The 13219-nt window shown below is 59.9% G+C and carries 7 protein-coding genes; 2 read left to right on the top strand and 5 right to left on the bottom strand.

Going from position 1 to position 13219, the window contains the following annotated elements; translation table 11 throughout:
* The first annotated feature begins 73 nt into the window (after positions 1-73).
* Both GO007_RS09855 and GO007_RS09850 read left to right on the top strand, forming a co-directional pair.
* A complete protein-coding gene (locus GO007_RS09855; protein ID WP_095099061.1) occupies positions 74-478 on the top strand; it encodes a DUF2251 domain-containing protein in 405 nt (134 codons plus the stop codon).
* A 529-nt stretch (positions 479-1007) separates the two neighbouring features.
* Positions 1008-1469, top strand: coding sequence for a SymE family type I addiction module toxin (locus GO007_RS09850; protein ID WP_095099058.1), 462 nt, complete (start codon positions 1008-1010; stop codon positions 1467-1469).
* A 201-nt stretch (positions 1470-1670) separates the two neighbouring features.
* Here the strand turns inward: GO007_RS09850 and GO007_RS28910 are convergent, their stop codons facing one another.
* The 5 genes from GO007_RS28910 to GO007_RS09825 all read right to left on the bottom strand — a co-directional run bounded on the left by GO007_RS28910 (position 1671) and on the right by GO007_RS09825 (position 13114).
* Complete coding sequence (locus GO007_RS28910) at positions 1671-1991, bottom strand: hypothetical protein (protein ID WP_189339849.1); 321 nt, start codon at positions 1989-1991, stop codon at positions 1671-1673.
* A 135-nt stretch (positions 1992-2126) separates the two neighbouring features.
* Positions 2127-2417: a hypothetical protein gene (locus tag GO007_RS09840; RefSeq protein ID WP_095099052.1), complete on the bottom strand. Its 291-nt coding sequence runs from the start codon at positions 2415-2417 to the stop codon at positions 2127-2129.
* Positions 2414-10894, bottom strand: a complete 8481-nt coding sequence (locus GO007_RS09835) for a hemagglutinin repeat-containing protein (protein ID WP_095099049.1) — start codon at positions 10892-10894, stop codon at positions 2414-2416. Before GO007_RS09835 ends, GO007_RS09840 begins: the two co-directional genes overlap by 4 nt.
* Positions 10887-11435 (bottom strand): toxin-activating lysine-acyltransferase, encoded by a 549-nt coding sequence (locus GO007_RS09830; protein WP_095099046.1) that lies wholly within the window; start codon positions 11433-11435, stop codon positions 10887-10889. Before GO007_RS09830 ends, GO007_RS09835 begins: the two co-directional genes overlap by 8 nt.
* Positions 11435-13114 (bottom strand): ShlB/FhaC/HecB family hemolysin secretion/activation protein, encoded by a 1680-nt coding sequence (locus tag GO007_RS09825; RefSeq protein ID WP_095099043.1) that lies wholly within the window; start codon positions 13112-13114, stop codon positions 11435-11437. Before GO007_RS09825 ends, GO007_RS09830 begins: the two co-directional genes overlap by 1 nt.
* Positions 13115-13219: the final 105 nt, after the last annotated feature.

Raw genomic sequence — 13219 nt, 5'->3', positions numbered from 1 at the left:
GGATGTTATGGTAGATTGCTTGTCAGTTAGAAAGCAGCCTAACCAAACAACCAGGGAAAGGAGAGTCATCGGTATGACGATTTTAGTGACGATACAGGCTCAGCTCATTACTGGAGAAGCGCAGGTGATAAAAAGCCTGGCTCCTGAGGGGATGCTGGCCGCCGTATTTGAAGACGACGGCCAGACCGGGTATTTCTACGCGCTCGATGAGTCCGTTGATGGAAACCCGATTCAGGATGCAGTACATATCTACAATGTCGAGGATATTTCAGACGGCCACATTCCTTCTGACGTTAAAATCGGCTGGTCAGAAGACAGTCAGAAGTGCGTGCTCCTTATCAACGGATATCCGCATGGAGCGTTCGATTTCGTGGGGAAAAATGGGTACTGCAGAAGCGGATTTCCTCCCCCGATAAACAAGGTATGGTCTGTGTCCGGCCATGAGTGGAGCGATTCGGTGGATGACTTTTTCCGGTGAGTTACGGTGGGCTTAACGCCTGACTTTATTCTCTATCCATATTTATAATGTCACTCTGAAGAGGGCGGACGATTTCCTGGACTCTCAGGAGATAAACTATGTATTCCGAATGTCCGCTTCTCGCTCAGCGCTGCCCTTTAGTGTTGCCGTTCACCTCGTTGCCTGTACATCTGACTCGCCACTGTGTCCAGGGTATGGGCGGAGGTGTTCGGCAGTCCGCCATTCTTGATGGAGGGCAGGGGATGCATACCATCAATGCCGCTACTGATGGCAGAAAAACGGTGTGTCCTTATTAATAATGCAACGTTACATGAAATTATATTATTCCCTGAATCCACTTCGCAATAATCAACAATGTCTATGCAATATATACTGTGTTTTTATTCAGTGCGATATAATGAAGCCAGATAAAACTTCTCTTGTCATAACTGAGGGATGGAATAAACAGGAAGGTTTTTAAAGAGCGCGGTAAGAAGGTGTACCACCACCTTTTTACCGCTAACCACAGACAACTGAACAGGAGTTGAATATGGCTGAGCAGAATTTTAAGCCAGAAAGTGCTATTGCCAAAATAGAATCTGATGAATCAGAAACTAGTGGCGAAAATTGCGAGCTGTTACGTAAAAAATCCGTTAAGCACTTGCAGAATAGATCCACAACGGAGTCATCACAACCGCTTAACCGCACGGAGTTTTATGACCGTATGCGGCATGACTATATCCCTCTCCAGGGTGACTGGCTTTCGCAGGCCGGATTTACACCGGGTATGCCGATAAAAATCAGAGTGATGCCAGATTGCATTGTGATCACCGCCCAGAACAGCCGGGAGTTGTTCGGTTGTGCCGAAGGGTTAAGCGCGGCTCATTTCAGCAAGAAGAAAATGGACTTATGGATCAAGATGTTCCCCGGTGCGCTTAATAATACCGGTGACCTGCCGGTCATCCGGCGGGAGAAGCCCCGCTATGATTGCCTGAATCGAAGCCGTGACTGATCCTTAAAGTAAAATCCCGGCGGCTCAGGCGGCCGGGTTTTTTGTGAAGATCAATCAGGATCTGAAGGAGGTAATTTTCGCGAGTTGTATTTATCTATTAAATTAAAAACTATAGTTGCTAACGTAATAGCCACCCCTGCAATGCATCCAAAAACAATTGCTCTTTTTATCTGTCCTTCGGGGATCAAAAAGTAACCGTTTTTAATATGTTCGATGAATGAAGCTCCAACGCCTAAAATAAAACAGACCAATATGCAGAAAATGCAAGAGTAAATTAATAGTTTGATATATGAAATCATTTTTTCCTTCGTTATCTTGTTTAGATGTATCTTTCTGCACAGGTTTATTTAGTAACTCTTTTGTATACCCACCTAAAAACTCTGTTCCAAGTGAACCTACGGTATCAAAAGTGAAACCAGGTACTTCCTTTCCTGTTATTGAATTGATGACTCCAGGTGCATATTTACCAAAATTTCCACCTAGCCAAGCGCCTGTTGTTGCTATACCAACACTTATAGCCATCCACAATCACTTCTGTGATGTTATCACCTTCAGGCAGGTCACCTTTAGCCAGTTTATCCAGTCCAGCCTGTGTCTGCTCCACAGTAAGTACTCGTTAAAGATAAAATCCCGGCTCAGTGGCCGGGATTTTATCATTCAAGACTGATAAATTATTTCGTATTCATTCCCTAGTTCTTCACGAAGACGTTGGGCTAATTTATAGCCATCGTCAATAAACAACTTTTCTTCTTCCTTATTTTTAAAACCCGATGATGCAGGATCATCGATATTGAGAATGGCATCATATCGCTTAGCCCACTCTTCAAGACTACTTTTTAATCCTGAAGATATTGGCAATTTTTCAGGTGATATATCACCAAGTTCTTCAGGAGCTACTCCCCACAATGGATGACACTGATAATCAGCCATTAATTTTATTTTTTTCATTTTACTGAACCTCGTAAATTGGCTCCCACGATATACCCGTTATTTCCTACGGTGACAGCAATATTATATTTCTTACCGTTTATCATGGTCTCATAAATTGGACGGCCAGTGCCATTGCCTTGATAACCAACTATTTTACCATCAGTGACGGCTTTCATTACTATATCAGGAATGCGCGCCTCTGATACACCTATTTGCGCAAATTGGCTACCATGGCTTTCCACAATATGTTGCAGCCCTGCTTTGGAGCTACCTTTTTCAAGAAAAATAATCTTGCCGCTACTGTCTTTTGCAGCACTCACAACATTTTCAGGTGTAAACTTAATACCCTGAGCTGTCATTTCATTAAATAATGACTTAGTTGTAAAACTATTTTTTGCTATCAGTACAAGATCTTTACCTAACATTCCCAGTGATACTAATGCAGCCTGATTTTCTGGATCAGATACGAACGCGGCATACTTCATCCATTCAGGACTATTTTGATCTATTTTCGTCAGATCCCGGCCGTTCCACTGCTGAACGTAGGCTTTGGCCTCATCACTGCTCATTACATCGGCACCAATGCCATTCAACCAGTCAGGGCGATCGGCCATATCAATACCGCCCTGAGCCACTTCTTTATCAACAACTACGGCTTCCAGCGGGTTATCCTTCAGCTTCTGATCGGTTTCAGCACTTTGCTTATCGCTAACTTGCTTCCACTTATCAATAACGGCCTGGCAATCACCTCCTGATTTCCGGCAATCTGCAAGCTCCTTATCAAAGGCCAATGCCTGAGTGCTGCTTAAATAATTATTTTCAACCGTCGTTTTCCCGGCCTGCGCGCCGGAAACCGCAGAGGCGCTGCTGTCTCCTGCCAGCCCACCCGCCAGTCCCGCCGCCAGCATTGCCAGGGTCGAGACGGTCTGCTTCTGCGTTTCGTCCAGTTCGCTGACCGTTTTGCCGTACATCTGCGTGGCGATGATGCCGATCAGTTCGCCGGTTGCAGCGCCAGCGGCGCCGGCGAGGGCGTTCTGGTTCTGCGCGGCGGCAAGGGCGGCGTTGACCACCGCATGCGCGGCGACCTTGCCCGCATCATCCAGATTACTGTAGTGGCCGATAACCTCCGCCACATACGGCGCCGCGCCGCCGGCCAGCGCCGCCTTCAGGTCGCTGCCCGCCAGGCCCTGCACGGCGGCGGTTGCCGCCTGAATCGCCTGCTGGACGCTGCTCCCGGTCCCCCATTGCTGCTGCGCGGCCTTATAGCCTTCGGTGGCGGCCACCTGAGCGTTATATTGCTCCCAGGCCTCCTTGCTGGCGCCTTTCTCCGGCTCGTGCACATCGTGGGCCGCCAGCTCGGCCTTGCCTGCATTGATGGCGCTAATCTGTCCTTCGGTGCGCGCAATATCCGCCACCTGGTTGCCAATCTCGCCAATCAGTTGGGTCTGCTGCAGGCGCTGCTGCTCCTTCTCCTTATCAAATATCGGCGACAGGGTCTGGTTGGCATGCTCCACGTCGCGGCTGAGGTTCGCCACGTCCTGCTGTTGCTTATCCTTATCCCGCACGATGATGTCACCATCGCTGACCGCCGCGCGGGTGGTGCTGCTGTCATGGCCCTCGTTGTTCCCGCCGGTCAGCAGGCCGTTGGCCATGTTACCCGCGAACTGGCTGCCGATGCTGCCGCCGCTGCTGAAGCCGACGCTCTGGTGCTCGGTTTTAAAATCGGCCCGGTTGTCGATATCGCCCCAGCCCAGCGTGCCGGTGTCGAGGCGGTTTTTGTCCGCCGTCGCCGTCGAGCCAATCACCGCGCCATCCAGCTGCGTATGCTCGCCGACGGTGATGTCATAGCCGCCTTTGCCGGCAAAGATGCCCGTCTGCTCCACCACAGAATCGTAGTTGCTGTGCATCTTGTCCTTGCTGAGGTTGACGCTGGCGGAGCCGCTCATGGAGCCAAAGGTGAAGCTGCCTCCGGCGCTGGCGTTCTGCTGTTTTGAGTCGTAGCGGTCTCTGTCCTGCTCGGAGGTGAGGGTCAGGTTGCGGCCCACGTCCATTATGACTTTATCCCCGCTGACCTGAGCACCGGTGAGGGTGGTGTCGCGTCCGCTGTTGAGGATGAGGCTGTTGCCGGCATCGACGGTGGTTTCGCTGTGGGTGGTGCCGTTGCCGCTTTCGCTACCTTTGCCCTTGTTGGCGCTGGCGGAGACGCTGATCCCCCAGCCGCCGGAGCCCACGCCAATCCCGACGCCGACCGTGCCGCCTTTGCTTTCGTTTTTGCCTTCAAGCAGCGAGGTATTTTCAGCAGAGATCAGGTTCAGGTCGCGGCTGGCGGAGAGAGCCACGTCGTTGCCCGCCTTCAGCTGGCTGCCGACCGCATTCAGGTCGCCTTCGCGGGCGGTGATGCTGAGGTCGCGACCCGCCGTCAGGCTGCTGCCCTGGGCGGTGGTCTGCTCGCTGCGCCGGGTCGATTTCGACGACTGGCTGCCGTAAGAGAGGCTGACGCCAACGGTATTGTTGTTGGCCGGATCGTTGCCCTGCGCCGCATCCAGACGGGCGGCCTGACCGGCCTGCACGCCGGAGAGGGCCGCCTTCACCCCCTGCAGGGCCTGCAGGCGGCTGCTGCCCGCGGATTTGGCGTCCTGGGTGGCCTGCACCACGCTGTTGAGGGCGCTGCCCGCCGCGCCGGAGAGGGCCAGGGTCAGGCCGGAGGTTTTCTGTTCGACCACATGGGTCTGCCGGCTCTGGTTTTCGGCGGCGGTAATGGCGACGTTTTTGCCGCTCAGGGCCATGTCCTGCCCGGCGATCAGATCGGAGCCGTTGACCGTCAGGTTGTCGCCCGCGCGCAGGGTCAGGTCGCCGTTCACGCTGCCGACGGTGCTGCCTGCCCGGGTAACATCCGCCCCGGTATCGGTGGTTTTAACGCTCTGGGTGCCGTAGCTGAAGCCGATCCCGCCGGAGCTCATCAGCCCCGATTTTTTCTCCTGCTTCAGGTGCTGCTCGCTGTTGTACTCATCCTGGGTGTCGATCCGCAGATTGTTGCCCGCCCGCAGGGCCACGTCGCCGCTGCCGGCCACGCTGCTGCCGCGCACTGTGAGGTCGTTGCCGGCGGTGATGCTGACGCTGTCGCCGTTCAGCTCGCTGCCCTGGGCCGTCTGCCGCGACACGCTGTCCTGGGTGCGGGTGGTGGTTTTGGACAGCCAGCCGCTGCTGCCGGTGACCTTGTGGCGCTCGTCCAGGTCCTGGCTGTTTTCGCCCGCCGCGAGGGTGAGGTTATTGCCTGCGCCGAGGTTCAGCGCTGCGCCGGAGGAGAGGAGGGCGCCGCGGGCGCTGAGGTCGTGCCCGGCGCTCAGCGTGACGCTGCCTTTGCCGGTCACTTCGCTGCCGGTGCTGCTGCTCTGGCTCTGGCTGAGGGCGTTGTCGGCATCCCACACCAGACTATCGCGCCAGGCGGTGGTGACGTCGTTGAGCTGGATATCGCGCCCGGCGACCAGCCGGACTTCGCCGCGTTCGCCGCTGGCGACCACCTGCGCGCCGCTGAGGGTGATATCGCGGCCGGAGTGCAGCGTCAGACTGCCGTCATCGCCCTGGACATAAATGCCGGAGACGCTGTCGATGGTGGTGCGGCTGAAGCGGTTATCGCCGCTGACGCTCCGGGCGTCGGCGAGGGTGGTGGTGGCGTTGATGTCCCGTCCGGCCACCGCCTGCAGGCTGCTGTCGCCCTGGATGATGCCGCCGATGTTATTGATATCGTTGCGGGCGCTCAGGCGCACGTCGTCGCCGGTCAGGGTACCCGCCCGGTTGGTGATATTGTCGGCGTCAAGCTGCAGGACGCGGCGGCCGTTAAGGGTGCCGCTGCTGAAGAGGTCGCCGTTGAGCCTGATGCTGACGTTATTCCCGGCGAGCAGCGCGCCGGAGCCGTCGATGTCGCCCGGTTTAACTTTGGCGTAGACCTGCGGCACCAGCACGCTCTGCAGCGAGCCGTCCGGCATTTTCACCGTGGTGTTCACCAGCCAGACGATATCGCCGGTCAGCAGCGCCATCTGCTCGGGGGTCAGCGCCACGCCGCTCTTCAGCGCGTACTGTTTGCCGAAGGTAATACCCTGATCCATCAAGGCTTTAAACTGCTCTTCGTCGCTGGTGTAGCCGTCAAGGTAGCGCTGGCCGGTCAGGGCGATCACCTGCTCGCGGATCAGCCGCTGCTCATAGTAGCCGTCTCCCAGCCGTTTCAGCGTCGTGTCGCCGTTGCCGGCCAGCGCCTGCTGCATGTAGTCGCTGCCGAGCCACTGCTTCTGGTTGGTGAAGCGCGGATCGGTCTCCACCAGATACGGCACGTCGCTGGCGGGGTTGACCGTAAACAGGCTGTTATCCGGCAGGGTGGTGTTCGGGCCGACGATGCGAATCGCCCCTTCCGCGGGCGTGACCTCAAACTGCTGGCCCGCCGGCGGCGTGACCGGCTCGCCGGGCGAAACGGTGTGCTGACCGGCGACGGCGCCCGCCACGCCGATCGCCGCCGCCGTGCCCTGCGGGGTCAGCGGCGCGATGGTGAGAGGCGTGCCCTCGACGCTGCCGCCGCTGATAAGCTGCCCCGGCTTCAGGGAAATGCTCTGAATTTCGGTCGGCGGCGTATATGCGGTACGGTCGCGGCCCTGCTCGTCGCCCCCTTTGTGGCGAATGCGGTAGTAGTGGGTGGCGGTACCGACGTCGGTGGTTCGCCGCTCGCCCGTTACGTCGTCGTTTTTCACCTCCTGCAGGCCGGCGATCGCCAGGGTACCGCCGGCGATGACCTGGCTCTTATCGTTCAGCAGGCGGTCGCCGGTGAGCGTTATATTGCCGCCGGCGAGGATCTTCGCCGGGTCGGATTCGAGGACCCGCGTCTCTTCCACCGTGCGGGTATAGTCGAACTGGTTGAAGCTATCGTTATTACTGCCGGTGTCGTCCGGGGTATTCAGATTGCGCAGGCCATCGGCGGAGTTCCTGTCGACAAACACGCCGTCGTCCGCGGCGTTCCAGCGGTTGGGGGAGCCGGTGTGCTGATATTCGGTCACCTGCTCCTGAGCAACGGTGACGATCCCGATGGCGAAGCGATCGTTGATGTTGTTGATCTGCCCGGCGGCGATCGTCATATTTCCTGCGGACTCGATCGTCGCGCTGTGGTTATCGATCGTTCCCGCCCGGCCGATCGCGGCGCCGTTATCCCCCAGCGCGCCGCCAATCAGCAGATCGCCGCCGCTGTAGATCAGCCCGTGGTCGCGGTTGTTCAGGGTCTGCACCCCGAGGTCGACGCGCTCGCGCCCGGCAAGGGTCGCCGCCGTGCCGTTTTCCGCCAGGTTGTTGAAGGTGACGGCGTTGACGCCAATGGCGTTGCCGTAGATGCGCCCGCTGCCGCTGTTGGTGAGGGTTCCGGCGTTAATCCGCGTATAGCCGCCGTCGATCAGCCCGGCGTTGAACAGCGTGTCGCTGACGTTAAGCGTGTTTTGCCCGGCGTTAATTTCGCCGCTGGCCTCGTTGTTCAGGCTGCGGCCGGTGAGATCGAGCCTGCTGCCCGCCAGCAGCTTACCGCCGTTGGTGATATCCCCCGCAGAGATGAGCGTGAAGCTGCCGTTGGCCACCATCGTCCCGCTGTTATTCAGCGACTGGCGGCTGCTCAGCGCCATATCGCCGAGTGACAGCAGCTGGCCGCCGCCGTCGAGACCGTCCGCGTCGATGCGCAGCATCTCGCCGGCTTTCACCGTGCCGCCCTGGTTTAGCAGCGCCAGCCCGTCGCCGCGAATATCCACCGTCCCGGAGGCCGCCAGCCCGCCGCTGCGGTTGTTGAGCTCGCCGTCGTTGCGTACCGTCAGCGATTTATCGGCCAGGATCATCCCGCTCTGGTTATCGATCGTCTCGGTTGCCAGGGCGATGTTCTGCGCCTCCAGCCCCTGATTGTCGCCGAGAGTATTCTGGTTGATAAGCCTGGCGGCCGTGAGCGTTAGCGTCGCGCCGCTGCGCATCAGCCCGGAAATATTGTCCACGATGCCGCGGGCGCTATCGATCAGCAGATCGCCGACGCTCTGGATCTCTCCCCCGCCGTTGTGCAGGTGCCGGCTGCGCAGGGTGGCGGCTGCGCTGCTGATGATGCTGCCGCTGCGGTTGCTGATATCGTCGGCGGCGAGAGTCAGGCCCTCGCCGCTCTGGATCAGGCCGCCGCTATCGTTGACCAGCTGCCCGCCGTTAACGCTCAGCGTCCGCTGCGCCGCCAGCTGGCCGCCCTGGTTGTCCAGCCGGTCGGCGTGGAGCAGGGTATCCGCGTTGCTGAACAGGGTGCCCTGGCGGTTGTCGAGGCTGGTGACGCCAACGTCGAGCGCGCCGCCTGCGCCGACGATCCCGCGAGCGTTGTCCAGCGTGCCGCCGTTCAGCGTCATCGCGCCCAGCGCCTTCAGGCTGCCCTCGTGGTTCTGGAAGGCGCTGAAGCTGGCGTTCAGGGCCTGCTCCGCTGCGAACTGACCGGCACGGTTATCAACATCGCCCCCTTTGAAGGTGAGCGTGCCGCCGCTGGCGAGGTAGCCGCGCTGGTTATTGAGCGCGCCGCTGTGAATATTCAGCGCGCTGTGCGAGTACAGCGAGCCGGACTGGTTGTTGAAGGTGCCGTCGGCGAGCGCCAGCGTGGCCCGGTCGGCGACGATAACGCCCTGCTGGTTATCCAGCCCGGCGGCGCTGATGGTCTGCGTTTTGGCCGCTTCGATGCGCCCTTTGCCGTTGCTGACCGCCTGCGTGCTGCGGATCTCGCCGCTGCCGGTGGCGGCGGAAATCAGCCCCTCGTTATTATTGAGAATGCTGGCGTCGAGCCGGGTATCGCCCGCCGCGGCGAGGGTGCCTTTGCGGTTATCCAGCGTCGTCCCGGCGTGTGCCGTCAGGCTGCCGCCCTGCGCCGCCAGCACTTTCCCGCCCTGGTTATCGACGGAGTGCGCCGCGAGCTGAATATCGCCGTTGGCGGCAATCTCCCCCTCCCGGTTATCGATATCGCCAGGCAGATTGACCGCCAGGGTGCCGCCGCCGGTCTGCACCAGCTTGCCTTTGCGGTTCGAAAGATGCCGGGCGGAGAGGGTTATCGCGTCGGCGCTGAGCGTGCCGCCGTCGTTGTTGAGCGTTTGGCCGCTGCGCAGGGTCAGATCCCGGGCGTTGACCTCGGCATTTTGGGTGAGCAGGTGGCCCGCGCCGCTGTCCAGCTCGACCCGTTGGCCCTGGGTCCGGCTGCCGCTGACGTCCACCCCCTGGCCGCTGGCGTGCAGGTTTCCGCCGGCCAGCGTCTGGCCGTGGACGCTCAGCTGGCCGTCGGCGTGCAGCCGCAGGTCGCCGCTCTCCGCCAGCTTACCGTCATTTTGTACTCCGGCGGCCAGCACGCTGCTGCGGCTGCTGGTGAGGCTGGCCGCCTGAATGTCCACATTATGGCCGGCGGTCAGCGCGCCGCCGTTGCTGAACTCGCCGGCGGTGCGGACGGCGGCGTTTTCGCTGGCGCGCAGCGTGCCGCTGTTTTCAATGCGGCCGTCGGCGGTCAGGTTCACGCTCCCGGCCTGGGCGCCAATGGCGCCGGCGTTGCGCACCCCGACGCCGCTCTCCGTGCCGACCATGCGGATTTTACCCGCGTACATGCCGCCGAGGCTGGCGACATCCACCGCCAGCTGCGGACGGGTGGCCGGATCGTCGCCGGTTTTTTCGATGCGCTGGTGGGCGGCATCCACCCGGTTGCGCCCGGTGGTGACCCGCAGATCTTTGGCCCACAGCCCGGCGTTAACCTTCACCGAGCGGGCGATAATATCGGTGTAATCGGCCCCCGAGCTCTCCATCCCGGCGCCTTCGATGGTCACTTCGCCGCGTTCGACCTGATAGCCGGTGAGATTGCCGTTATTAATCTGCGCCTGGCCGGTTGTCAGGGTGGCGCGGTTGGCGTTGATAAAGCCGCAGCCGTTACAGGTAATGCCGGACGGGTTGGCGATCACCACCTGGGCCTTTTTCCCGGCCACTTCTATCATCCCGTTTAGCCGGCTGGGGTCGCGCGAGTTGACCTCGTTCAGAATGACCTTCGCTTTCCCTTTCGCCAGCCAGGGATTCCCCGCCACCATGCCGCCCAGCTGGGTCTGCACGTTTTTATGCGAGTTATTGAGGATCGCCCCCTGCTGGTTGACGTCGAACTGGCTGTAGGTATTGCGCGATACCCCGGCGGCCGACGGGGTCTGAATATTGACCTGCGGCGTACCGTTGGCGCTCGGCAACACCGTTGGCTGCTGGTTTTTCGGCGCTCCGGCGTCGGCGACGATATTGGCCTGCGCCGGATGAATAACGCCCATCGCCAGCCACAGGCTGAGGCTGATGGCGCTGACCTTGCCGTGCAGCTGGCGCGGGAGGCGTCCCGGCGCGGAAGAACGTGCGGAGCCGGCGCGTCCGGATCGGGCGATGTCCGCCACCACCATCAGCATGCCGCGCGCTTTGTTGAACACAATACGGTAGAGGTTCTTATTCATGGTTTAGTCCTTTAAACGCTTCCGGCAGGTTGACGGCGAGCGGGTGAGTCCGCCGCCAGGCCCTGGCCTGTTCGCGGCTGACGCGGCGGCCGTGGAACGTCACCACCCGCTTGCCGCGCTGCTCGCCCCGGTGATAGAGCGCCCGTGCGCAGTGGTCGGCAAAGATGTCCTGGCGCATCAGGGCGTTCATGGCGGCGGTATGGCCGAACGGCGCGATCCAGTCGCAAAACCACATCCGGTCGCCGCTGTCCCAGTCAGTCTCGCGCATCTCAATCGCCGGACGGGTGAGGTAGCGGGCTTCCGACTCCCGGCTGAGCCACGCCCAGCTGAGAAAAAACACCGGCCGCTCGTTTTGGATAACCAGCACATACTGACGGCGCTTGATGATCGGCATCAGCAGCGTGGGCAGGGCGTGCAGCGGGGCATCCCGGTGCATCGGCGAATGCATCCATAGCCAGACGCTGGCCCCCAGCACTTCGGCTTCGTTGTCAGCGCCGCCGAAGATCAGCGGCGCCTTAATCTCGTATTGTCCAACGCGCATCACCAGCTCCAGTTCAGGTTGAAGCCAAGAGTCACGGCGCTGGTGTGGAACCCATCCGGCTTCGAGAATGGCGTTCCGGCGAACAGGTCATAGCCGGTATTGAAGGCGCTGCCGCGAACGCCGATCGCGCCGCCCGCCAGGTGCTGGCCGATGAGGTAATCAGAGCTGTAGCCGCCGACTTCACCGTAGTCCGCGCCGAGATAGAGCTCCTGGCTCTCCAGCGGGGTGCGCCAGGCCAGATCGTTGCGGACGTACCAGCCGTGGCTGGCGCTGAGGGTGCGCTCGCCGTCGAATCCGCGCACCGTCCAGCGGTTGCCGATGGCGAACTGATCCTGCGGCGTCAGCGGGGTGTTGCTGATCTGGCGTAGATACTGCACGTTGTAGCGGAAATTTTGTGTCCCAAGGGTAAAAGGCAGGTCGAGCTGGGCGTTGAGCTGGGTGATTTTGCTCAGCGCGGTGGCATCGCCGACGTACTCTTCCGGCGCGGGCCGCGCGCCAAACCAGCGGGTGCCGCGCTGGTAGCTGGCGCCGAGGTCGAGAGTGGCCTGACCGATATAGTGGCGATGCTGTAGCCCCACGCGCCAGGCTGCCGTCTGGCGACGCTGTACGCCGACTTCGGTATCGTCGATGTAGTTGCGGGTTTCGCGGGCCAGAACGTCGTAGGTGAAGGTCGTTTTCTGCGTACCGCTGCGGTGCAGTACGCGGCTTAGCTGCACGTCGAGATTTTTACTTTTGCCGCTGTAGCGGTAATCGCTGTTGAGGCCTGCCACCGTCTGGTGATAGTCGTAGTCGCTGCCGGTGACCCCTAGCATCCAGTAGCCGTAAGGCACCGAGTAGTGGGCAATGTAGTTGCGGCTGCTCTTGCCGCCGCTATCGTTCAGATCGTGGCTGGCGGAGAGATAGAGTAAATCGCTTAGCGAGAAGGGGTTGTCCAGAGATAGCGTCACGCCGCCCTGATAGCGGCCGGTGGTTTCCGTGCCCGAGTCGTCCAGCGAGAGCCCCAGACGCCACATCTTCGACTGTTTGCGCGTAATAACGATATCGCTCTCGCCGGGATTGTCGCCGGGGACAATTTCCATACTGGCCTCGACGGTAGGCAGACGCTGGAGATTTTCCAGCCCCTGTTCGATATCGCGCAGGTTGAGCAAATTGCCCTCATGGGCCGGAAAAGCGCTATACAGCTGGATGTAGTCGTCGCTCTGCGGCGTCAGCCGTACGTGACGCACGTAGCCCGGCACAATCGCCAGCTTCAGCGTACCGCTTTTCAAATCCTGGGAGGGCGCCAGCACGCGGGTGGTGATCCAGCCGCGATCGACCAGCTGGTTTTGCAGGGTGCTCATCAGCAGGTTAATCCCTTTCCCTCCGAGACAGCGCCCCTGCGCCTGGTCGGCAATGCGCTGCAGCGGCAGCCAGCGGGGGAGCGCCTGCTGGCCGCTCAGCGCCACGCGGTGGATGGGAAAACAGGGGGTTTCCGTCGGAAAAGGGATACGCCCGAAGCTGGAAGAGGGCTCAGAAAGGCGCACGTCCGGCGTCGGCGGCGTCAGCTGCTGTTCCAGCGCCTTCTGACGCTGCTGCTGAATAATAAACTGATCGTCAGGGCCCGCGGCGTGGGCCGGCAGCAGAAAAAACAGGCCTATAGCTGAGGCGATCGCTTTGCAAATAATGGCTTCGCGGTTCATTGGCATCCTTGCAATGTGAAAAATGAACAAATGTGAGTTTGTGTAAAATTGTTCAATTTTTGTCAAGGAAAGGGAACCAGGCATATTCCGAAAAAGAGCGCCCCC

It is taken from the genome of Klebsiella sp. 10-1 (assembly GCF_009758445.1).
In the GTDB taxonomy this organism is placed as follows: domain Bacteria; phylum Pseudomonadota; class Gammaproteobacteria; order Enterobacterales; family Enterobacteriaceae; genus Klebsiella; species Klebsiella scottii.
Note: the sequence above shows the minus strand (reverse complement) of the source record. Positions and strands in the feature narration are given on the sequence as shown.